Origin of the sequence: Microbacterium sp. NPDC091662 (assembly GCF_044756705.1) — a bacterium.
Lineage (GTDB): Bacteria > Actinomycetota > Actinomycetes > Actinomycetales > Microbacteriaceae > Microbacterium.
In genome coordinates this window covers 875,554-897,716 of record NZ_JBIVTM010000002.1, presented here as the reverse complement: position 1 = coordinate 897,716, position 22,163 = coordinate 875,554, and the positions used below count along the sequence as shown (strand labels likewise).

Annotated in this window: 23 protein-coding genes; 9 read left to right on the top strand and 14 right to left on the bottom strand. The window is 68.0% G+C overall.

Translation table 11 applies throughout. From position 1 onward, the window contains the following. Nucleotides 1-37 precede the first annotated feature (37 nt). A complete protein-coding gene (locus ACIQLD_RS17595) occupies nt 38-781 on the top strand; it encodes an alpha/beta hydrolase (RefSeq protein ID WP_402610085.1) in 744 nt (247 codons plus the stop codon). A gap of 3 nt (nt 782-784) precedes the next feature. Here ACIQLD_RS17595 and ACIQLD_RS17590 read toward each other — a convergent pair whose 3' ends face one another. The 11 genes from ACIQLD_RS17590 to ACIQLD_RS17540 all read right to left on the bottom strand — a co-directional run bounded on the left by ACIQLD_RS17590 (nt 785) and on the right by ACIQLD_RS17540 (nt 12,905). Then, nucleotides 785-1,678, bottom strand: coding sequence for a carbohydrate kinase family protein (locus tag ACIQLD_RS17590; protein WP_402610083.1), 894 nt, complete (start codon nt 1,676-1,678; stop codon nt 785-787). Nucleotides 1,679-1,718: 40 nt separating this feature from the next. Beyond that, nucleotides 1,719-2,831, bottom strand: coding sequence for a polysaccharide deacetylase family protein (locus tag ACIQLD_RS17585; RefSeq protein ID WP_402610081.1), 1,113 nt, complete (start codon nt 2,829-2,831; stop codon nt 1,719-1,721). Between the two features lie 2 nt (nt 2,832-2,833). After that, nucleotides 2,834-3,949: an adenosine deaminase gene (locus ACIQLD_RS17580; RefSeq protein ID WP_402610079.1), complete on the bottom strand. Its 1,116-nt coding sequence runs from the start codon at nt 3,947-3,949 to the stop codon at nt 2,834-2,836. A 50-nt stretch (nt 3,950-3,999) separates the two neighbouring features. Beyond that, complete coding sequence (locus ACIQLD_RS17575) at nt 4,000-5,313, bottom strand: thymidine phosphorylase (RefSeq protein WP_402610077.1); 1,314 nt, start codon at nt 5,311-5,313, stop codon at nt 4,000-4,002. Then, entirely contained in the window at nt 5,310-5,708 is a 399-nt protein-coding gene (locus ACIQLD_RS17570; RefSeq protein WP_349885713.1) for a cytidine deaminase, read from the bottom strand. Before ACIQLD_RS17570 ends, ACIQLD_RS17575 begins: the two co-directional genes overlap by 4 nt. Nucleotides 5,709-5,733: 25 nt before the next feature. After that, a complete protein-coding gene (locus ACIQLD_RS17565) occupies nt 5,734-7,017 on the bottom strand; it encodes an ABC transporter permease (protein ID WP_402610302.1) in 1,284 nt (427 codons plus the stop codon). Next, a complete protein-coding gene (locus tag ACIQLD_RS17560) occupies nt 7,017-8,336 on the bottom strand; it encodes an ABC transporter permease (protein WP_402610074.1) in 1,320 nt (439 codons plus the stop codon). The genes ACIQLD_RS17565 and ACIQLD_RS17560 overlap by 1 nt, the downstream gene beginning before the upstream one ends. Then, a complete protein-coding gene (locus tag ACIQLD_RS17555; RefSeq protein WP_402610072.1) occupies nt 8,333-9,847 on the bottom strand; it encodes an ABC transporter ATP-binding protein in 1,515 nt (504 codons plus the stop codon). Before ACIQLD_RS17555 ends, ACIQLD_RS17560 begins: the two co-directional genes overlap by 4 nt. Nucleotides 9,848-9,955: 108 nt before the next feature. Further along, complete coding sequence (locus ACIQLD_RS17550) at nt 9,956-11,077, bottom strand: BMP family protein (RefSeq protein ID WP_402610070.1); 1,122 nt, start codon at nt 11,075-11,077, stop codon at nt 9,956-9,958. 160 nt (nt 11,078-11,237) lie between these two features. Next, nucleotides 11,238-12,353: a mannose-1-phosphate guanylyltransferase gene (locus tag ACIQLD_RS17545; protein WP_402610068.1), complete on the bottom strand. Its 1,116-nt coding sequence runs from the start codon at nt 12,351-12,353 to the stop codon at nt 11,238-11,240. Nucleotides 12,354-12,398: 45 nt separating this feature from the next. Continuing rightward, nucleotides 12,399-12,905, bottom strand: a complete 507-nt coding sequence (locus ACIQLD_RS17540; RefSeq protein WP_402610066.1) for an AmiS/UreI family transporter — start codon at nt 12,903-12,905, stop codon at nt 12,399-12,401. Between ACIQLD_RS17540 and ACIQLD_RS17535 the strand changes: the two genes are divergently transcribed. From ACIQLD_RS17535 to ACIQLD_RS17505, 7 genes are all read left to right on the top strand, one after another. Further along, nucleotides 12,892-13,275 (top strand): ABC transporter substrate-binding protein, encoded by a 384-nt coding sequence (locus tag ACIQLD_RS17535; protein WP_402610064.1) that lies wholly within the window; start codon nt 12,892-12,894, stop codon nt 13,273-13,275. The genes ACIQLD_RS17540 and ACIQLD_RS17535 overlap by 14 nt on opposite strands. 213 nt (nt 13,276-13,488) lie before the next feature. After that, entirely contained in the window at nt 13,489-13,923 is a 435-nt protein-coding gene (gene sdhC, locus ACIQLD_RS17530; protein ID WP_072591539.1) for a succinate dehydrogenase, cytochrome b556 subunit, read from the top strand. Further along, nucleotides 13,923-14,372, top strand: coding sequence for a succinate dehydrogenase hydrophobic membrane anchor subunit (locus tag ACIQLD_RS17525; protein ID WP_402610062.1), 450 nt, complete (start codon nt 13,923-13,925; stop codon nt 14,370-14,372). Before sdhC ends, ACIQLD_RS17525 begins: the two co-directional genes overlap by 1 nt. A 17-nt stretch (nt 14,373-14,389) precedes the next feature. After that, nucleotides 14,390-16,216: a succinate dehydrogenase flavoprotein subunit gene (sdhA, locus tag ACIQLD_RS17520; protein ID WP_402610061.1), complete on the top strand. Its 1,827-nt coding sequence runs from the start codon at nt 14,390-14,392 to the stop codon at nt 16,214-16,216. A 2-nt stretch (nt 16,217-16,218) separates the two neighbouring features. Further along, nucleotides 16,219-16,986 carry a succinate dehydrogenase iron-sulfur subunit gene (locus ACIQLD_RS17515; protein ID WP_021199713.1) on the top strand — a complete coding sequence of 256 codons (768 nt, stop codon included), beginning with the start codon at nt 16,219-16,221 and terminating at the stop codon, nt 16,984-16,986. Nucleotides 16,987-17,093: 107 nt separating this feature from the next. Then, entirely contained in the window at nt 17,094-18,299 is a 1,206-nt protein-coding gene (locus ACIQLD_RS17510) for a YihY/virulence factor BrkB family protein (protein WP_402610058.1), read from the top strand. Nucleotides 18,300-18,309: 10 nt separating this feature from the next. Further along, nucleotides 18,310-19,149: an exodeoxyribonuclease III gene (locus tag ACIQLD_RS17505; RefSeq protein ID WP_402610057.1), complete on the top strand. Its 840-nt coding sequence runs from the start codon at nt 18,310-18,312 to the stop codon at nt 19,147-19,149. On the opposite strand, the gene ACIQLD_RS17500 is transcribed toward ACIQLD_RS17505, so the two are convergent. The 3 genes from ACIQLD_RS17500 to ACIQLD_RS17490 are packed head-to-tail and all read right to left on the bottom strand — an operon-like array spanning nt 19,143 to nt 21,102. Further along, nucleotides 19,143-19,781, bottom strand: coding sequence for a DUF4166 domain-containing protein (locus tag ACIQLD_RS17500; RefSeq protein WP_402610055.1), 639 nt, complete (start codon nt 19,779-19,781; stop codon nt 19,143-19,145). The two genes, ACIQLD_RS17505 and ACIQLD_RS17500, sit on opposite strands and share 7 nt — an antisense overlap. Then, nucleotides 19,778-20,461 carry a DUF4166 domain-containing protein gene (locus ACIQLD_RS17495; RefSeq protein WP_402610053.1) on the bottom strand — a complete coding sequence of 228 codons (684 nt, stop codon included), beginning with the start codon at nt 20,459-20,461 and terminating at the stop codon, nt 19,778-19,780. The genes ACIQLD_RS17500 and ACIQLD_RS17495 overlap by 4 nt, the downstream gene beginning before the upstream one ends. Further along, nucleotides 20,458-21,102: an SRPBCC family protein gene (locus ACIQLD_RS17490; protein ID WP_402610051.1), complete on the bottom strand. Its 645-nt coding sequence runs from the start codon at nt 21,100-21,102 to the stop codon at nt 20,458-20,460. The genes ACIQLD_RS17495 and ACIQLD_RS17490 overlap by 4 nt, the downstream gene beginning before the upstream one ends. 45 nt (nt 21,103-21,147) lie before the next feature. On the opposite strand from ACIQLD_RS17490, the gene trpS reads away from it, so the two are divergent. Next, a complete protein-coding gene (gene trpS / locus ACIQLD_RS17485) occupies nt 21,148-22,152 on the top strand; it encodes a tryptophan--tRNA ligase (RefSeq protein ID WP_402610049.1) in 1,005 nt (334 codons plus the stop codon). Nucleotides 22,153-22,163 lie beyond the last annotated feature (11 nt).

The window sequence follows — 22,163 nt, the reverse complement described above, 5'->3', positions numbered from 1 at the left end:
TCGATCGACCCACCGCCGCGCGGAGTAGCGTTGTCTCGTGCAGAAGAAGCCCCGCCGGATCCTGAGACGCGTGCTGTGGAGCGTCGCGATCGTGCTGGTCGTCGCCGTCGGCGGCGTGCTCGCCTGGAGCCAGATCGGTGTCATGGCCGCAGAACCCGAACCGCTCGCGACCGTGCGGGAGAACCCCGCGATCACCGTGACCGATGCCGACCAGGGCATCGTGCTCGCCCCCGCCGATGGGAGATCGGACCTCGGCCTCGTCTTCATCCCCGGGGCCAAAGTGGATCCGTGGGCCTATGCCGCGATCCTGCAGGGGCTGGCCGAAGACGGGGTCACGGTCGTGATCACCCGCCCGTGGCTGAACCTGGCGTTCTTCGATCCACGCGGACTCGACGCCTTCACCTCGGCGGCCCCCGACGTCGACGTCTGGAGCGTCGGTGGGCACTCCTTGGGCGGCGTACGCGCCTGCCAACTCGCGCACGACGCCGACGCGCTCATCCTGTTCGCGTCATACTGCGCGAATGACCTCTCCGACAGCGGCCTTCCCGTCCTGAGTCTGTCCGGCAGCGAAGACGGGCTGTCCACCCCCGAGAAGATCGCCGATGCACGGAACCAGCTGCCCGCCGATGCCGACATGGTGGAGATCGAGGGGGCGTCGCACGCGTCCTTCGGCGACTACGGGCCGCAGGACGGCGATGGCACCCCGACGATCTCGAGCGACGACATGCACGCGGAGGTCACGCGCGTGACCGACGGGTTCCTCGCACCGCTCGTGCCCTGAGCGTCACCTCCCCTCGGCCCCGATGACGGGGTCGAGCACGGGGTGGAGATGCCGGGTGCGCAGGACCGACGCCGCCGAACGCGCCCCCGCCTCGAGCGCAGCGGTGACGCCCGCCCCGTCGAGCCGCGCGTCGAGCACACCCGCCAGGAACGCATCACCCGCGCCGTTCGTGTCGACCACCTCGACGGGCGTGGCAGGAACCCGACCCACCGCGCCGTCTTCGTCGACGGCCACGGCACCCTCCGCGCCCAGGGTGCACACGGCAAGACGAGCCCCCGCGTCGATGCGGGACCGCAGGAACGCGACAGGGTCGTCGAGCCGGTCGGCGTTGCAGAACACCGCGTCCGCAGCTTCGAGGAACGGTCGGTGGTATGCGTCCCTGCCGTCGTAGTCGTGTACGTCCACCCAGATCGGGGTGCCGGTCGATCGGGCGAGCGGGAGCAGACGCAGGGGTTCCGCCGCGAGGTCGAGCACGATCGCGTCGGCTGCGAGCATGCTCGCGCGCATCCGGTCGTCATACGCACCCTCGGTCGCGCCCGGTGTCGAGAGATACAGCGAGACGCGATCGCCTTCGCGTGTCATCAGGTTCAGATGCCGTTCGGTGACGCCGTCGTCCCAGCACGCCTGCACGCCGGCGGCGCGCAGCGCGTCGCGCACGCGTTCGCCCTCTGCATCCGTTCCGGCGATGGCGTGCAGCCGCGTCGTCCGGCCCAGCGCGGTCAGGCTGAGCGCCTTGCCCGCACTGGTTCCGCCGACCGTCTCCCACGTGTCCTCGGCGAACTGCATGTGCGGCACCGGCTCCGGAAGCCGGTCGAGCACGACGATCCTGTTCCACGACGCCGGCCCGACGATGACGACGGAGGCGGATCGCGCGGCGGGCGCTGAGGAGGAGGGCATGGCACCATCCTGCCGTGCCGTCGTGTCTCAGCCGTCTCTTTCAGCCGATGCGCGAGACCAGCGCGTCGAGCCCCATGCCGTAGTCGATGCGCACGACGGGAAGGGCGAGCTTGTCCGTGCCGATCTTCACGTATCCGGGTTCGATGGTCCGACCCATCTCGTAGCCGGCCTGCGCGACGCCCTGCTTGGTCGTGTCGTTGTAGTGCCCGTACGGATACGCCACGACCTGGCCCACGCCGAGGATCTGGGCCGACGTCGTGAGATCGGCCGCGATCTGATCGGCCGTCCAATTGACCATCCGACCCTTGCCGTTCTCCCCCGCCTGGTGCATGTCATGCGTGTGCGAGCGGCGCTGCACGTAGATGGACGGCGCCGGGTCCTGCCGATACGCCGTGATCATGAACGACGTGCTGAGCAACTTGTACTTGTCGACGACCGGCACCGCGAGATCGAACCACGACTGGTCGGCGTCGTCATCGGTGATGATCACGCTCTTGGCGGGGAGCGAGAGACGACCGTCGATGAAGGCGCTGAGCTCGTCCCACGTCGGCAGGTAGAAGCCCGTCGTCGCGATGTGGTTCATCTGCGCGTCGAAGTCGCCGATGTACGCGTAGTTGCCGCGCAGCCACCCCTTCTCCCCCTCGGGGTTGGCCGTGAACTGGTGGTACATGAGGATCGGGACCCGCACGTTCTCGGCCGCGTTCTCCTCCGGGGTCTTCCACGCGGCGAAGAGCTCGACCTGCTGGTCTGTGCACACCACGGGATCGGCGCCGTTCACGCGGGCGGCGACCGTCAACGCTCCGGCGTCTGCCGCTGTCGCGTACCAGCCGGCGAACACCCGACCTTCGAGCTGCGGGATCGGAAGCCCCTGGTACAGGGCGTCCTGGAACTGCAGCATCGGGTCGGCAGGCGCCCCGTCACCCGTGAAGGTGACCGCACAGGCGCGGGGATCGTTCGCGTCGGCCACGATCTGCTCCGCGGGTGTCAGCGGATGCTCGATCGTCGTGGACTGCGCCTTCGGAATCGTGTTCTCCGGCGAGCGGTTCAGCCAGACGAAGCCGGCGGCACCTCCTGCGACGACGACGACCGCTGCCACGACGGCGCTGATGATGATCGTGGCGCGAGTGCGCCGTTTCTTCCCCCCGGAAGCCATGATCAGGCGTCGAAGCCTTCGGCGATCATCTCCACGAGCTCCTCGCGCTCCTCGACCGGGAGGAACGCTGCGGCGGCGGCGTTGAACTGGAAGGTCTCGAGGTCGTCGAGGTCATACTCGAACGCCTCGACGAGCAGGGCGAGTTCACGTGTGAGCGACGTCGCGCTCATCGTGCGGTTGTCGACGTTCACCGTCACCGCGAATCCGAGCTGGTAGAGCAGGTCGAAGGGGTGATCGACCATGGTGTTGCCCCACGCGGCGATGGCGCCGGTCTGCAGGTTCGACGACGGCGAGAGCTCGAGCGGGATCTCCCGATCGCGGACCCACCGCGCGAGGTCGCCGAACTGCACCTGCACCTCGTCGCCTTCCTGCGTGATGACCTCGAGGTCTTCTGCGATGCGCACACCGTGACCGAGCCGCAGCGCGCGTCCGTCCAGCAGCGCCGAGCGGATGGAGGCCGGACCTGCCGCCTCTCCCGCGTGCACCGTGACGGGGAAGAAGTTCTCCGCGAGGAAGTCGAACGCCTTGCGGTGGTTCGACGGCGGGAAGCCGTCCTCGGGGCCGGCGATGTCGAAGCCCACGGCGCCGCGGCCGCGGAAGTCGACCGCGAGCTCGGCGATCTCGAGGGCGCGGTCGGTGTGCCGCATCGCCGTGATCAGCTGTCCGACGCGGATGCTGCGTCCCGAGCGGTCCGCGGCGTCCTCGCCCTCTTCGATGCCCTGCTGCACTGCTTCAACGGCCTGCTCCAGCGTGAGGCCGCGCGCGAGGTGCTGCTCGGGCGCCCAGCGCACCTCGCCGTAGATGACTCCGTCGGCGGCGAGATCCTGGACGAACTCCCGCGCGACCCGGGTGAGCCCCTCCTGGGTCTGCATCACGGCGGTCGTGAGGTCGAAGGTCTTGAGATACTCGACCAGTGAACCGGAGTCGCTCTGCTTCGCGAACCACGAGCCCAGCGCCTTCGCGTCGGACTCCGGGACCTCCAGGCCGATCGCGTCCGCGAGCTCGATGATCGTGGCGGGCCGCAGCGCGCCGTCGAGGTGGTCGTGCAGCGACACCTTGGGCAGGCTCCGCAAGGAGACACCCTGAAGCGTGACATCGCCGTTCGCATCGATCGACATGGTGATCCTCTCAGTCGCGGATGTGCTCAGTTCAGGCTAGCGGTCCGAGGTCACGCCGTGATGCGCTCGCGGACGATGGGACCGGTGACCGGCGCCTCGTCCCCGATCTCCCAGGAGCCCTCGAGCGCGTCGAGCGCCCGGCCGAATCGGGCGTCGTCGGCGGCCGAGAGTGTGAAGAGCGGCTGGCCGGCGACGACGCGGTCGCCCGGCTTCGCATGCAGATCGATGCCCGCCTCGAAGACCACCGGGTCCTGTGCCCTGGCGCGCCCTGCCCCGAGGCGCCAGGCGGCGACCCCGAACGGGAGGGCATCCATGCGCGTGATGACTCCATCAGCCGGGGCGAGCACCTGGTGGGTCTCGCGCGCCGTCGGAAGGGCGGCATCCGGATCGCCATCCTGCGCGCGGATCATCGCCTTCCAGGTATCCATCGCGCGGCCGTCGTCGAGGGCGGCCTCCACGTCGGCATCCGGCTGCCCGGCGAGTGCGAGCATCTCGCGTGCCAGCGCGATCGTCAGCTCACGCACATCGGCGGGCCCGCCGCCGGCGAGGATCTCGACGGATTCGCGGACCTCGTTGGCGTTGCCGATCGCGAGGCCGAGAGGGACGTTCATGTCGGTCAGGAGCGCGGTGGTCGCGACCCCGGAGTCGGTGCCGAGCGCGACCATCGTGCGGGCCAGCTCGCGAGCGCGGTCGATGTCCTGCATGAACGCACCGGAGCCGAACTTCACGTCGAGCACGAGAGCGTCCGTGCCCTCGGCGATCTTCTTCGACATGATGCTCGACGCGATCAGCGGGATCGCCTCGACGGTGCCCGTGACATCGCGGAGCGCGTACAGCTTCTTGTCCGCCGGGGCGAGGCCGGAGCCGGCGGCGCAGATGACCGCACCTACGTCGCCCTGCATCTGCGCGAACATCTCCTCGTTGCTGAGGGCCGCGCGCCAGCCGGGGATCGACTCGAGCTTGTCGAGCGTGCCGCCGGTGTGACCGAGCCCGCGACCGCTCAGCTGCGGCACGGCCACCCCGAACGAGGCGACCAGCGGGGCGAGCGGAAGCGTGATCTTGTCGCCCACGCCACCCGTGGAGTGCTTGTCGACCGTGCGCTTGCCGAGCGAGGCGAAGCTCATCCGCTCCCCCGACGCGATCATGGCGTCGGTCAGCACCCGGATCTCGTCGCGCTCCATGCCGCGCTGGAAGATCGCCATCGCGAACGAGGCCATCTGCGCGTCGGAGACGTAGCCCCGCGTGTAGGCGTCGACCATCCAGCGCAGCGCCGCCTCGGGCACAGCACCGCCGTCGCGCTTGGCGCGGATCACATCGATCGCGTCGAACGGTTCGATGGCTCCCTGAGCCTGTCCAGCGGTCATCGTGCTTCCTCCAGGTCGCGCGGCCCGAATGCGTCGGGCAGCACCTCGTCGATCGTGCGGATGCCGGAGACGGTCTCCAGGAGCATCCCGGGCATGGCGTGCTCGAACAGCAGCTGACGGCAGCGGCCGCACGGCATGATGGTCTGCCCCTCGTTGTTGACGCACACGAAGGCGACGAGCTGGCCGCCACCCGACATGTGCAGGTCGCCGACCAGCGCGCACTCGGCGCACAGCGTCACGCCGTACGAGGCGTTCTCCACGTTGCAGCCGGCCACGATGCGGCCGTCTCCGACGAGGGCGGCTGCACCCACGCGGTAGCGCGAGTACGGCGCGTACGCCTTCGTCATGGCTTCCGTTGCGACCTGGCGCAGTTCATCCCAGTCGATGTCGGTCATTGCGATACTTCCCTCTCCCGGCCGGCTACGACTTGATGTACGGCTTGCCGTCAGCGGCAGGAGCCTTGATCTGCCCGGCGAACCCGGCGACCGCGAGCAACGTCACCACGTACGGCAACATCAGCATGAACTCGCCCGGGATGGGTGTCTTCAGGATCGACAGCAGGTTCTGCAGGTTGGTGGCGAAACCGAACAGCAGCGCTGCGAGCGTCGCCCGGATCGGATCCCAGCGACCGAAGATCACGGCGGCGAGGGCGATGAAGCCGAGCCCCGCCGTCATGTCCTTGCCGAACTGCGGCACCGAGACGAGCGTGAAGTACGCCCCTCCCATGCCGGCGATCGCACCGGCGAGCAGCACGTTCCAGAACCGGGTCGGGTTCACCTTGATGCCCACGGTGTCCGCCGCCTGCGGGTGTTCGCCGACGGCACGCAGCCGCAGGCCCCAACGGGTGCGGTACAGGCCCCAGGCCACCACGGCGACCGTGATGAACATCAGGTACCCGATGAACGTCTGGTTGAAGAGCACCGGCCCGATGATCGGGATGTCGCTGAGCACCGGGATCTCGACACGCGGGAACCGCACCGGGGTGTTCAGTGTCGCCTCGTTGGGCGCGAGCAGCGCGCCGTAGAGGAAACCGGTGAGACCGGTGACGAGCACGTTGAGGACGACACCGACGATGACCTGCTCGACCAGGTACTTGATCGCGAACGCGGCGAGGACGCTCGCCACAAGGACGCCGCCGATCATCGCGCCGACCAGGCCGACGAAGGGGTTGCCGGTGATGCTCGACAGGAGCGCCGCCGAGAACGCGCCGAGAAGCAGCTGCCCCTCGATCGCGACGTTCACGACACCCGCGCGCTCGCCGATCACGCCACCCAGAGCACCGAAGACCAGGGGCACCGAGAGCGAGACCGCACCGAACAGCAGGCTCGTGACCGGTACCAGTCCGCCGGCCGAGGCCCAGACGAGGAACGCGAAGACGGCCAGCACGCTGAAGGCGATCACGAGCCACAGCGACGGCGAGCGGTAGGTCCATGCCCGCAGGAACGCCCCGACCGTGAGCAGCACGAGGATGCCGAACACGACCCAGAAGGTCGAGGCCGTCGGCAGTGCCACGTCCGGCAGCGCGAGCGCCGAGGACTGGTCGGAGAGACGGAAGGTGCTGATGCCGTCGCGCGGCACGAGCAGGAACAGCAGGGCGAGGAGCACGGTGGCTCCGGCCAGGACGATCGGCGCCTTGAGGTGTCGCTCCTTCACGGTCGCGAGCTGCACCGTGCCGTCAGCGGCTTGGGTCTGCACGAGGGACATCATGCCGCCACCGCCTTCTTCGCAGCCTTGGCTCGGAGCCTGGCCGCCTTCTCGATATCGGTCTTGGGGAGGAAGAACACCGTGCGCAGCAGCGGCGGCGCAGCGATGAACAGCACGACGAGCGACTGCACCACGAGCACGATGTCGACCGGGATGTCCTGCGCCTGCATCGAGAAGGACCCTGCCTTGAGCGCGCCGAACAGGATGCCGGCGGCGAAGGTACCCCAGGCGCGGCTGCGGCCGAGGAGCGCGACGGTGATGGCATCGAAGCCGATGCCGGCGTCGATGGTCTCGGTGACACCCGTGGTCACCGCTCCCTGGATCTGGTTCATGCCCGCGAGTCCCGCGAGTCCGCCCGCGAAGAGCATGGCGTAGACGTAGATGCGCTGCACGCTGATGCCGGCGGCTCGCGCGGCGTGCGGGTTCTCGCCCACGGCGCGCATCCGCATGCCGAGGGAGGAGCGCTCGATGAGCCACCAGACGAACAGGGTGGCCACGATCACGATCACGAAGCCGAGGTCGAGCAGCGGGAACTGCGGTCCGAGCAGCGTCGGGAACTGCGCGCTCTCCGGCGTCGCAGAGCCGAGAGCCTGGTTGGTGCCCGGCTTCTGCAACAGGCCCGGGGTGCGGATCATCCACAGCAGCAGGTAGTACGCGATGTAGTTGAGCATGATCGTGAGGATCACCTCGTGCGCACCGGTGCGCGCCTTGATGAGTCCCGCGATCGCTCCCCAGAGCGCACCGCCCGCGATACCGGCGATCAGGGTGACCGGGATGTGCAGCCAGATCGGCAGGTCGAGCGAGAACGTCAGCAGTGCGGCGACGGCGACACCGATGAGCATCTGACCGCGGGCACCGATGTTGAACAGACCGACACGGAATGCCAGCGCGACGCCGAGGCCGGCAGCGATCAGCGGTGCTGCGAAGCCGAGCGTATTGGTCAGCGGTCGGATCTGCGCCGCGAAGTCCGCTCCGCGGGCGTTGAAGATCGCCCCGCGGAACAGCGCCTCGTATCCGTTGTAGACGGCGTTCCACGCGGCGACGAACGTGTCACCGGGCTGCGCGAAGAAGTAGACCGACGCCTCCTGCACGTCTTCGTTCGTCAGCGCGATGAGGATGCCGCCGACGATCAGCGCGAGGACGATCGCGAGGATCGTGGTCACGGCGCTGCCGCGGAGGATCTCCTTGAGGATGACATTGCCGCGCGGGGGCGGCGGCACATCCGACGGATCGCGTGGGACCGTGCCGGTGCTCGTCGCGAGCTCCTGCGGCGGGATCCCCTTGGTCACATCTCCTGCGCCGGGTGTCGCTCCGCTCACGCGGCCACCTCCCCTTCGGCCGCTCCGGCCATCATGAGTCCGAGCGTCTCCCGAGGCGTGTCACCGGGGACGATGCCGACGATCGTGCCGCGGTACATGACCGCGATCCGATCGGCGAGAGCTGCGACCTCGTCGAGCTCCGTTGAGACGACGATCACGGGCACGCCCGCGTCTCGCGTCTCGATGATCCGCTTGTGGATGAACTCGATCGAGCCGACGTCGACGCCGCGAGTGGGCTGCGCCGCGACGAGAAGGCGCAGATCGCGGCTCATCTCCCTGGCGATGACGACCTTCTGCTGGTTTCCACCGGACAGCGTGCCGGCAGGCGTCTCCGGGCCCTGCGTGCGGATGTCGTACTCGGTGATGCGGGCGCGGGCGAACTCGTCGAGCGCTCCGCGCCGCAGTGTGCCGGCGCGGCTGAACGCCGGGTCGTCCGAACGGTCGAGGATCAGGTTCTCCGCGACGGAGAACCCGGCGACCAGACCGTCTTCGGTCCGGTCCTCCGGTACGAAGCCGACGCCGGCGTCGAGGATCGCCCGCACGCTCTTGCCGACGAGCTCGTTGCCGTCGAGTCGGATGCTGCCTTCGACGCGGGCGGCGAGACCGACGATGGCCTCCACCAGCTCGGTCTGACCGTTGCCCTGGACGCCCGCGATCGCGAGCACCTCCCCCGGACGGACGGTGAAGTCGACGCCGTCGACGACGATCGCGCCGGTGGGGGTCAGAACGCGCAGCCCCGCGACCTCGAAACCACCCTCGCCCAAGCGGGGCGGCTCCTTGTGCACGGTGAGTTCGACCGCGCGGCCGACCATGAGCGATGCCAGCTCGGAGTTCGTCGCCGTGGGCGAAGCCTCACCCACGACCTTGCCGAGGCGCACGATCGTGATCTTGTCGGCGACCTCGCGGACCTCGCGGAGCTTGTGCGTGATGAACACGATCGCCGTGCCCTCGTCACGCAGCTGACGCATGATGCCCATCAGCTCATCGGTCTCCTGCGGCGTGAGCACCGCGGTGGGCTCGTCGAACACGAGCACCTTGGCGTCGCGCGACAGCGCCTTGATGATCTCGACGCGCTGCTGCACGCCGACGGGGAGATCTCCGACGAGGGCGTCGGGGTCGATGTCGAAACCGAAGCGGGCCGCCACGGACCGCACATGCTCTCGCGCCTTCGCGATGTCGAGCGTGCCGAGTGCCTTGGTCTGCTCGTGTCCGAGCATGACGTTCTCGGCCACGGTGAACACCGGGACGAGCATGAAGTGCTGGTGGACCATGCCGATCCCCGCAGCCATCGCGTCACCGGGACCGCGGAAGCGCTGCACCTCGTCATCGAGGAGGATCTCGCCCTCATCGGCCTGATACAGGCCGTAGAGCACGTTCATGAGGGTGGACTTGCCTGCGCCGTTCTCACCGAGCAGCGCGTGGATCTCACCCGGTTCGACCACCAGATCGATGTGGTCGTTGGCAACGAGGGTGCCGAATCGCTTGGTGATGCCGCGAAGTTCGAGCTTCATATCTGCACCTTATCCAGAAGAGTTATCCAGGAGAATCATCGTCCGTCCACGACACGGGGCGAGTGGCAGCCTGCTCACCACTCGCCCCGTGCGGGAACTGCGACGGATTTACTTGGAGGTCGGGGAGTTCGGGGACTCCACCTTGATGTCGCCCGAGATGATCTGCTCCTGCAGAGTCTTGAGCTCGTCGGTCAGCCCCTCCGGGAGCTTCGACTCGAACTCGCCGAAGCCGGAGAGCTTGACGCCCTCGTTCTCGAGAGTGCCCACGTACGGTGCCGGGTCGAACTCGCCCTTGGCCGCGGCCATGGTCGCGTCCTTCACGGCGACGTCGATCGCCTTCATGATCGAGACGAGCGTGATGCCGGCCACGCTCGGGTCTGCGACGGCGAGGTCGCTGTCGACACCGAGCATCAGGGTGTCCTTGCCGCTGTCGGCGATCGCCGCAGCCGCGCTCTGGTAGACGGGTCCGCCGACCGGGAGGATGACGTCGACGCCCTGGTCGAGCACACCCTGTGCGGTCTGCTTGGCGGTGTCGTTGGCGTCGAAGCCGCCCGTGAAGGAGCCCTTCTGCGTGGCCTCATCCCAGCCGAAGACCTCGACCGATGCGGACTTGTCCTCGTTGTACTTCTCGACGCCGAGCTGGTAGCCGTCCATGAACACGGCGACGGACGGGATCTGCATTCCGCCGAACGTGCCGACCTTGTTCACACCGCTCTGCGCAGACCACGACGCGGCGGCGTAACCACCGAGGTAAGCGGCCTGAGCCGTGTCGAAGACCAGGGGCTTGATGTTCGGAGCATCGACGTTGCCGTCGAAGTCGTTGTCGGCCCAGTCGTCGATGATCGCGTAATCGATGTCGGGGTTCGCGAGAGCCGACTCGACCGTGGCGGCGGACAGCTTGAAGCCGACCGAGACGATGAGCGAGCAGCCCTCGGAGACCGCGGTCTCGAGGTTCGGCGCGTAGTCGTTGTCATTGGCCGACTCGAACTCGAGCGGCTTGATGTCCAGCTCCTCGGCGGCGCTGTCCATGCCCTCCTTGGCGGACTGGTTGAACGACTTGTCGTTCCATCCGCCGGCGTCCGAGACGAGGCAGGGAAGGAAGTCGGAGGCGACCGGCTCGCCGGAGCCGGCGGGCTTGTCTGTCGGCGCCTGGCCGCAACCGGCGAGTGCGAAGACGACGCCCGCGGCGACGGTGACGCCGAGCAGCTTCTTGGTGGTGGAGATGGTCAACTGATGCCTCCCTCAACGAAACCGCGGCCATCGCGGATCGATCAAAGTTACCTACTGTTTCGGCTTTTGTGCACGCCCGTGCCGCACGTGCTGGCCAATGGTTACCAAGCTGAAATCAAGACAGCCGATGAGCGTCGGCGCGTGCTCATCAGAGCAGGCGTCAGAGCACGTCCCCACGACCGGTGAGCTTGAGCGACTCGACGACGCCCTTCACCCGCTGCGCATGCTGGACCGTGGTGACCAGCAGCGCATCAGGGGTGTCGACCACGACGATGTCCTGCACCCCCACCAGGCTGATGACGCGCGAGGTCTGGCTGACGAGGATTCCGCTCGCTCCGTCGGTGAGCACCCGCGCATTCGGGCCGAGCACGGCGAGGTCGTTCTTGCGGCCGTTGGTGATGAGCTTCGTGAGTGACGCGAAGTCTCCCACATCGTCCCAGTCGAAGTGACCGGGGACCACGGCGAGGCGTCCGCGACGGGCGGCCGGCTCGGCGACGGCGTAGTCGATGGCGATCTTCTTCAGGCGCGGCCAGATGCGGTCGACGGCGGGGCCACGACGATCGCGGTCGTCCCAGGCCTCGGCGAGTTCGAGCAGACCGGCGTGCAGCTCGGGCTCGTTCACGGCCAACTCCTCCAGCAGCACGCTGGCCTTGGCGATGAACATACCCGCGTTCCAGAGGTATCCGCGATCCGCGATGTACTCCTTCGCGGTCTCGAGATCGGGCTTCTCCACGAAGCTCTCGACCAGAGCGGCCTCGCGTGCCCCGTCGACCACCAGTTCGGGGCCCATCTTGATGTAGCCGAACCCGATCGCCGGCTCGGTCGGCGTTATGCCGATCGTGCAGATGTAACCTTCGCGCGCCACTTCGACGGCGTCGCGGACCGCGAACTCGAACACGCGGGTACCGCGGATCACGTGGTCTGCGCTGAAGGATCCGATGATCACGTCGGGATTGCGGCGGTGCAGGATGGCCGCAGCGAGTCCGATCGCCGCAGCCGACTCACGCGGCTCCGACTCCAGGAAGACGTTCGGGTCGGGGATCCCCGGCAGCTCCGCCTCGACGGCCGCGCGATGGGCACGGCCGGTGACGACGGCGATCCGGTCCGCGCCGGCGAGCGGCTCGAGACGATCCCAGGTGTCACGCAGCAGCGAATGCCCAGAGCCCGTCAGGTCGTGCAGGAACTTCGGCGCATCCGCCCGGGAGAGCGGCCACAGTCTGCTGCCGATGCCGCCGGCGGGAATCACTGCATAGAAATCCTTGATGGGTGCGCTCACCCTGCCCAGGGTAGCCGCAGAGATCACCGCCGATTCCCGCATCGATCATCCGGCACTCTGCGCTGTGATCTCGGCGGGTGGTCGACCGGCACCGCGCACTCGCGTGAGCACGTAGAGGATCGGCAGCAGGATGAAAGCGGCGATCGCGTACACGAGCGCCGATGCGGCCGAGTCCTCGAACGCGCCCGTGAGCGACAGCCAGGCGGGGATCGCCGCCGTGCCGATGCCCTCCGCCACGGCGACGGCACCCGTGAAACGCGTCAGAGCATGCTTCTCCAGCCCGAGGACCAGGAAGAACAGCCCCCACAGCACGGCCCAGAGTATCCAGATCACGGCGAAGACCCGACCACCCTGCGCCCAGGTGCTCCCCGCGAAGCCCATCGCCACGACAGCCACGAACAACGAGAACCACCCGAGCCCGCGAGCGGGAAGCCCGGCGAGCGCGTTGATCCCCACCCACAGATACGTGAAGCCGAAGAGGTAGAGGCCACTCGCCGCCGCAGGGCTGCAAGATCGGCTGATCCGCTTCACTCCCTTGATGGAGGAGAACATGCTGCTGGCCTCCGGAGCGGACGCCGTCCACGACCTCTACGTGGCCGCGGCCTACTTCAATACCCTCGCGAGCCCTGCCGCGCTCGATTTCGCGGGAGCCTACGGAGCGGAGTTCGGCTTCGATGCCCCCGCACTCAACAACGCGGCCGAGTCGTGTTACGAGGGGATACTCGCTCTGGCCGCCGCCGCCGAGCACGCGCGCTCCCTCGACCGGCGCTCGCTGCTGTCCAGTGCGAGCGAAGGGGTCTCGTACGAGGGTCCGCGCGGACTCGTCACCCTCGCCGACGGCGGCACGCGCCAACGTGTGCACATCGCGCGGGCCGACGGATTCGAATTCGATGTCCTGGCATCCCTCGATGGCGTCGCCTGAGCACACCCGGCTGCCCCGCACCCGTCGGATCCGAGCGAGGCGACACCCCCGCGCTCTCTCGACATCGAGACACTTAGGCTCCCCTTCGTCGCTCCCAGTGATCTGACAGGAATAGGATGGACACCGATCGGGCGTGCCTGACACTTCGACAGGCTCACACTTGGACAAGCGCAGCGCACGCGACCGAGTCACATCGATCCAGGGAGGACGACCGTGTCCACAAGCGCACGCTTGACACCGTCGATTTCGGAAACCACGTCCAAGACCCCCCGCGGCACCCTCTATCGGGGTCGCGAAGGCATGTGGTCGTGGGTGCTTCACCGCATCACCGGAGTCGCCATCTTCTTCTTCCTGTTGGTGCACGTGCTCGACACGGCGCTGATCAGGGTGTCGCCGGAGGCGTACAACGCCGTCATCGGCACATACAAGAACCCGATCATGGCCCTCGGTGAGGTCGTGCTCGTCGCCGGCATCGTGTTCCACGCGATGAACGGCCTGCGCATCATCGCCGTCGACTTCTGGTCGAAGGGTGCCAAGTATCAGCGTCAGCTGTTCTGGGGCGTCCTGCTGGTGTGGGGCATCATCATGGCCGGCTTCGTGCCCCGCCACCTGATGCTCGCATTCGCCGGGTTCGGAGGGGGACACTGATGTCTGCTCAGACCATCGCCGCCGCCCCGGTGCGTCGCCGCCGCGGCGTCAACCTCGAAAAGTGGGGCTGGATCTTCATGCGCGTCTCGGGCGTCGTGCTCGTCGTGCTGATCTTCGGCCACCTGTTCGTCAACCTCATGGTCGGCGAAGGCATCCACGCCCTCGACTTCGCGTTCATCGCCGGCAAGTTCGCCACGCCGTTCTGGCAGTGGTGGGACGTGCTGATGCTGTGGCTCGCACTCATCCACGGCGCCAACGGCATGCGCACGATCGTGAACGACTACGTGACGAACAGCACGGCGCGCAAGGCGCTGGTCTGGGCGCTCGGGCTGGCCGCCGGCCTGCTCATCATCCTCGGCACACTCGTGGTCTTCACGTTCGACCCGTGCCTGGGTGTGACCGAGGACAGCGTCCTCTGGTCCGAATGCGCCGCGATCGTCGGGAACTAGAAGAAGGCATACGAGAAGTGACTACCGAGACGCAGGATTCCGTCGTCCGTGACGGCGTGCACTACCACCAGTTCGACATCGTCATCGTGGGAGCCGGTGGGGCGGGCATGCGTGCCGCCATCGAAGCGGGCCCGGGGGCGAAGACCGCGGTGATCTCCAAGCTGTACCCCACGCGCTCGCACACCGGTGCGGCACAGGGCGGCATGGCGGCGGCCCTCGCGAACGTCGAAGAGGACTCCTGGGAGTGGCACACCTTCGACACCGTCAAGGGCGGCGACTACCTCGTCGACCAGGACGCGGCCGAGATCCTCGCGAAGGAAGCCATCGACGCGGTCATCGACCTCGAGAACATGGGCCTTCCGTTCAACCGCACGCCCGAGGGCAAGATCGACCAGCGTCGCTTCGGCGGGCACACGGCAGAGCACGGCAAGACCCCGGTCCGCCGCGCCTGCTACGCCGCCGACCGCACCGGCCACATGATCCTGCAGACGCTGTTCCAGAACTGCGTCAAGCTCGGCATCAACTTCTTCAACGAGTTCTACGTGCTCGACCTGCTGACGGTGAAGGACGCCGACGGCAAGACCCAGGTCTCGGGCGTCGTCGCCTACGACCTCGCCACGGGCGAGCTGCACGTCTTCCAGGCCAAGGCCGTGATCTTCGCGACCGGCGGCTTCGGCAAGATCTTCAAGACCACCTCGAACGCGCACACCCTCACCGGCGACGGCGTCGGCATCGTGTGGCGCAAGGGACTCCCCCTCGAGGACCTGGAGTTCTTCCAGTTCCACCCCACCGGCCTCGCCGGTCTCGGCATCCTCCTGACCGAAGGCGCCAGAGGTGAGGGCGCGATCCTGCGCAACGCCTCCGGTGAACGCTTCATGGAGCGCTACGCACCGACCATCAAGGACCTCGCCCCGCGTGACATCGTCGCGCGCTGCATGGTGCAGGAGGTCCTCGACGGCCGCGGCGCCGGCCCGCACAAGGACTACGTGCTGCTGGACTGCACGCACCTGGGCGCCGAGGTACTCGAGACCAAGCTCCCCGACATCACCGAGTTCGCCCGCACCTACCTCGGTGTCGACCCGGTCGTCGAGCCCGTGCCCGTGATGCCCACCGCGCACTACGCCATGGGCGGCATTCCGACCAACAACGACGGCGAGGTGCTCGCAGACAACACCACCGTCGTCCCCGGCCTCTACGCTGCCGGTGAGTGCGCCTGCGTCTCGGTGCACGGCGCCAACCGCCTCGGCACCAACTCGCTGCTCGACATCAACGTCTTCGGCAAGCGCGCCGGTCGCAACGCCGTCGAGTACGTCAAGACCGCCGAGTTCGTCCCGCTCCCCGAGAACCCGGCGGCCTTCGTGTCGGGCATGCTCGAAGACCTGCGCAACAACCAGGGCACCGAGCGCATCGCGGTGCTCCGCAAGACGCTGCAGGACGAGATGGACAAGGGCGCGCAGGTGTTCCGCACGCACGATTCCCTCCAGCACGTGCTCGGCGTCATCGCCGAGCTGCGCGAGCGCTACAAGAACGTGCACGTCGACGACAAGGGTCAGCGGTTCAACACCGACCTGCTCGAAGCCGTCGAACTGGGCTTCCTCCTCGACATCGCCGAGGTCGTCGTCTACGCCGCGCAGAACCGCGAGGAGAGCCGCGGCGGCCACATGCGCGACGACTTCCCGAAGCGCAACGACGAGAAGTACATGAAGCACACCATGGCCTACCTGACCGGTGACCCGCACTCCTCCACGCCGAGCGACCACATCAAGCTCGACTGGAAGCCGGTCGTCTTCACGAAGAACGATCAGGGCGAGTTCAACTACCCGCCGATGGAGAGGAAGTACTGAGCATGTCGACCGCCATCGCAGAGGCACCTGCCGACACGACCGAAGAGACCGGCATCCAGTCCTTCATCGTCACCTTCAACATCCGCCGGTTCAACCCGGAGGTCGACTCCGAGCCGCACTGGGTCGACTACGACGTGGAGCTCTACTCCACCGACCGCGTGCTCGACGCCCTGCACAAGATCAAGTGGGAGGTCGACGGCTCGCTCACCTTCCGCCGCTCCTGTGCACACGGCATCTGCGGCTCCGACGCCATGCGCATCAACGGCCGCAACCGCCTGGCGTGCAAGACGCTGATCAAGGACCTCGACATCTCGAAGCCGATCTACGTCGAGGCGATCAAGGGCCTGCCGCTGGAGAAGGACCTCGTCGTCGACATGGAGCCGTTCTTCGCGTCGTACCGCGAGGTGCAGCCGTTCCTCGTCGCCAGCTCCGTGCCGGAGAAGGGCAAGGAGCGCGTGCAGTCCATCGCCGACCGCGAGATCTTCGACGACACCACCAAGTGCATCCTGTGCGCCGCGTGCACCTCGTCGTGCCCCGTGTTCTGGACCGACGGCCAGTACTTCGGCCCGGCCGCGATCGTCAACGCGCACCGCTTCATCTTCGACTCCCGCGACGACAACGCGGCGGTCCGCCTCGACATCCTCAACGACAAGGAAGGCGTGTGGCGCTGCCGCACCACCTTCAACTGCTCCGAGGCGTGCCCGCGTGGCATCGAGGTGACCAAGGCCATCGCCGAGGTCAAGCAGGCCGTGCTGCGCGGGCGTCCCTGACGCCGCTTCAGGCGATCACGCGAGAACAGGCGGTTCCCCGGCGGGGCCGCCTGTTCTCGTGTCTCCGCCTGCTCTCGCCCGCCCCTCCCCTTGGATAGGGTGGTGACGTGTCTGAACCCGATGGCTCCGCGACCGAATCCGGTCGCCTCGATGCGGCCGTCGAACGAGCCACCGCACTGACGCAGCGCACCCTCGGGCTGTTCCCGGTGCGCGTCTGGCGACACTTCCTGCAGCACAACGGATTCCTCCTCGCCGCGGGCGTGAGCTACCAGGCCCTCTTCGCGATCTTCGCCGCGATCTACCTCGCGTTCGCGATCGCCGGGCTCTGGCTCGGCGGCAGCGATGAGGCCGTCGACGCCCTCATCGCGATGATCAACAGCTACATCCCCAATCTGATCCTCCCCGAGGGTGGAGTGGTCACGCCCGATCAGGTGAAGGACATCGCCGCGAGCACGACCGGAGTCCTGAGCATCACCGGTCTGATCGCGCTCGGCACTGTCATCTGGACCGCGATCGGCTGGGTCACCTTCTCGCGTCGTGCGACCAGAGACATCTTCGGCCTGCCGCCCGATCGCCGCAGCTACGTGATCCTGAAGGCGCGCGACCTGCTCGCCGCGGTGATCTTCGGAGCCTCCCTGGTGGCCGGTTCGGTCCTCAGTTCGGCCAGCGCCGCCATCCTGAGCTGGCTCCTCGGTCTGCTGGGCTGGGACTCCGGTTCCAACGGGGTGATCCTCATCCGCATCGGCGCCGTCATCGTCTCGTTCGCGCTGATGTCGGGCGCCCTGGCGGCGATGGTCCGATTCCTCACCGGAACCTCCCTCCACTGGCAGACGATCTGGCCCGGCGCTCTCCTGGGCGGCGGCGCGATGACGATCCTGCAGTTCGGTGCGGGCTTCCTGCTCAGCTACACGCCCTCCAACCCGCTGCTCGCGACGTTCGCGATCTTCATCGGTCTTCTGCTGTGGTTCCGCGTCAACGGTGTCGTGATGCTGGTGGCCTCCTCGTGGATCGCGGTGGCCGCACAGGATCGCGACCTGCCCCTCCTCACCCTGACCGAGGCCGAGCGCCGCATGGCGGAGTATCAGGCCCTGCTGACGGCCGCGCGCATCCGCGTGCGCGAAGCCCATGCCGCCCGTGACGCCGCGCCCTGGTACCGGGCGTGGGGCGCAGCGAAGGCCGTGCGCGATGCGGAGGAGGAACTCGCCGACCTTGAAGCCTCCCCTCCCCCGCCGCCCGATCCGAGCACGCCCCTCGCGCAGCGTCTGCTCACGGAGCTGCACCGGCCGGGACGGGATGTCGGCGGCGCTCGTTAGGCTTGTGAGCATGCCTCATCTGCGTATCGCCACGGTCAATGTCAACGGAATCCGAGCGGCGGCTCGCAACGGGATGAGCTCCTGGCTCGACGACGCCGGCGTCGACATCCTCACACTGCAAGAGGTGCGCGGGCAGGACGAGCATCTCGAGGCCGCGCTCCCCGGCTGGTCGTTCGTCCACGACGAGGCCACCGCGAAGGGACGTGCCGGCGTCGCCATCGCGAGCCGCACACCCGCTCTCGCCTCTCGCACCGACTTCGGTCCCGACGATTTCGACTCCAAGGGCCGTTGGATCGAGGCCGACTACCTGATCGGTGACCGTCCGCTGACCGTCGTCAGCGCCTACGTGCACTCCGGCGAGGCCGACACCCCGAAGCAGGACGAGAAGTGGAAGTTCCTCGACGCGTTCGGCGCGCGTCTCGGCGAGCTCGGCGCCGACGGCGCCCTCGCTCTCGTGACCGGCGACCTGAACGTCGGACACCGCGAGCTCGACATCAAGAACTGGCGGGGCAACCGCAAGAAGGCCGGTTTCCTCCCCCGCGAGCGCGCGTACTTCGACAGGTTCCTCGGCGAGGCCGGCGCGGAGGTCTCGGGCGTCGACGGAACGGTGGGCACCGGCCTCGGCTGGATCGACGTGGGTCGCAAGTTCCACGGCGAGGTCGACGGACCATACACCTGGTGGTCGATGCGCGGGCAGGCGTTCGACAACGACTCCGGGTGGCGCATCGACTACCACCTCGCGACGCCTGCACTCGCCGAGCGCGTCGAGACCTATCACGTCGCCCGCGCTGCGGCCTATGACCAGCGCTGGAGCGACCACGCGCCCGTCGTCGTCGACTACCGCTACTGAGCGGTGCCGGGGGTGGCATCCGCGTAGCGGTACCATCCCCGGTACTCCAGGACGGTCCCGAGCATGGGGCTCGTCGCGCGCATCTCGACCGTACGTCGACGACGATCCACGTCCCAGCCGTCGACGAGATCGACGTCGATGCGGAGGATGCCGCGCAGCGGGATCCGATGTCGGCCGACGCGAAACGCGACAGCGCGGGTGCGCATGCGCAGCGCCCCCTCGTCACTCACGGAGCACTCCTCGAGCATCTCGACCCGCCCACGGGCCCCCAGCGCGTTCTGGACGATACCGGGGTGTCCCGTCGCGATGAGTCGGTCCGCGACGTGCTGCGTCGCGCCGGGGAAACGGAACTCGCGCACGGTCTCGAGCGTCGCCCGTCCTGAGCGCGACCGACCCGACACCGTGTCGATCCGGAAGGGCACGTCGCGGCCGAATCGCGTCACGAGCAGCCGCGGCCCGACGAGGGGCGACGCGAGGGCGGCGAGGCGCCCGAACCGGCTCCCGGCGACCGCGAAAACCCCCTCAGCACTGTCGTTCCTCGCCTCGACGCGCATCTGCGCCAGGATCTCGGGGTGAAGCCTCTCCGCCGTTTCCCCCAGTGCTTCGAGGAAGGCTGCTCCGCGTGCAGTCACTCGCGGAGCTCCTCGCGGTACGGCTTGACGGTCTCCGGAGCCGGTCCGCCGACGAACTCGCAGGTGAACGCACCGCGGTAGCCGAACAGGAACCCGAAGACGTCGTTGTGGATCTCGAGGTCGATCAGATACCGCTCCTGCTCGTCGTCGTAGCGCTCGATGAGCCGAGCGCGCCCGCTGAACAGCATCGGGAAGCGGAAGGCGATCGGCCCCTCGTAGAAGCGCTGTGCGCCCGAGGTGAGCAGGAGCCCGCCGTCGTCGGTGACGGCCAAATCGAGGTCGACGGCCAGGTGCTGGTGCGTACCCAGGTAGTCGACCACCCGTCGACGGGCGTCGCTGTAGATCATGGTCGCGTCGAATCGGCGGCGGCGGCCGGGGCGCACGTCCATCGTCCGCACGAACGTCACGGTCTCGCGACCGAAGTCGTCGACGTAGGCCAGGTTGTCTATCCGGAACGGCACATCCCGCCCCCGCTCGGGGAACAGGATGTTGCGGAACGTGCCGATCAGCAGGAAGGGCAGGGTCCACCACGGGCCTCGCCGGACCTCGGTCATCACTCCGCGTCCGATGCAGCCGTATCCGGCGTCCACGCCGACCCCGAAGCGACGCTGCAGTTGCGGATGGAGGCGCGCGAAGTCGTCTCCCAGTGCGCGCTCGAAGATCCCGGTCCCGGTCGTCATGCGATCTCCTCGAGGGATACCGGTGCGTCCTCCATGATCGTGCGTCCCGTGCGGCGGAGCGGCCGGGAGAGGCAGTTCCGAGCGCGCGGTCGATAGCCGCGACGCAACGATCGCCATCCGCTCGTCTCCTCCGGCGGAACCCCCTGTTCAGCCCAGAGCCGGAGGCGATCGAAGCTGCGCGCCGTGAGCCACCAGACGAAACGTCGGGTGACCAGCGGGTCGAGCACCCGACCGACCCACCCCCACCCCGGGGCGTAGTCGTAGCCGGTGAGGAACCGCACTCCCTCCCCCGTCGGCACGTAGCGCCAGTACCCGCGTCCGGTGCCCAGCGGCGAGAGCGCGTCGTCGGTGTCGAAGAGCAGCGCGGAGGTGCGCTCGCCTGAACGACTCTCCTTCGCGGCGAGCGAGACGCCGGTCCCGCGGATCGTGTGCACCCCGAGATCGAGCTCGTAGCGGAAGTCCTGGGCACCGTCCGCTCTGGTGCGCTGCGGCACGATGTCGCTGAAACGCGCATCCCAGCGCACATGCGAGGCCGGATCCTGCGTCAGCCGCCACACCTCGTCGAGCGGCGCACGGATGAGGATCTCGACGTAGAGGGCACGATCCCCTCGCGACCGTGAGCGAGGGGATGCGGAGGCCATGCGCCCATCGTAGGGGCACGGCACGCACCCCATAGGATTGATCCCGTGACGAAACCTCGCCTGTACTCCGGAATGCAGCCCTCCGCCGACTCCCTCCAGATCGGCAACTACATCGGCGCGCTGCTCCAGTGGCGAGACCTGCAGAGTTCCTACGACGCCTACTTCTCCGTCGTCGACCTGCACGCGATCACGGTCGCCCAGGACCCGGCCGAGCTCCGCGAGAAGACCCGTCGCACGGCCGCGCAGTACATCGCCGCCGGCATCGAGCCGTCGTTGTCGACGCTGTACGTGCAGTCGCACGTGCGCGCACACGCCGAGCTCGCGTGGATCCTCAGCACCATCACGGGTTTCGGCGAGGCCGGCCGGATGACCCAGTTCAAAGACAAGTCCTCCCGGTACGGCGCAGACTCGACCAGCGTCGGTCTGTTCACATACCCGGTGCTGATGGCTGCCGACATCCTGCTCTACCAGACCGACGTGGTGCCGGTGGGCGACGACCAGAAGCAGCATGTCGAGCTCACGCGCGATCTCGCCGAGCGCTTCAACTCGCGCTTCGGCGAGACCTTCACCGTGCCGATGCCGGTCATCCAGAAGGAGACCGCGCGCATCTACGACCTGCAGAACCCGACGTCGAAGATGTCGAAGTCGGCGGAGAGCGACGCCGGCGTGCTGTGGATGCTCGACGACCCCGCGAAGTCGGCGAAGAAGGTCATGCGCGCCGTGACCGACAACGAGGGCTCGGTGCGGTTCGACCGCGAGAACAAGCCCGGCGTCTCGAACCTGCTCACGATCTACGCGGCCCTCTCCGGCCGCCAGGTCGCGGCGATCGAGGACGAGTACGCGGGACGCGGGTACGGCGACTTCAAGAAGGGCCTCGCCGAGGTCGTCGTCGCCGAGTTCGAGCCGGTGCGCGCCCGCGCACTCGAACTGCTCGATGATCCCGCCGAGCTCGATCGCATCCTGGCCGAGAACGCCGCGCGCGCTGACGCCGTCGCCGATGCGACCCTCTCGGACGTGTACGACCGGGTGGGTCTGCTCCGCCGCGTCTGAGCCTCGCCTTA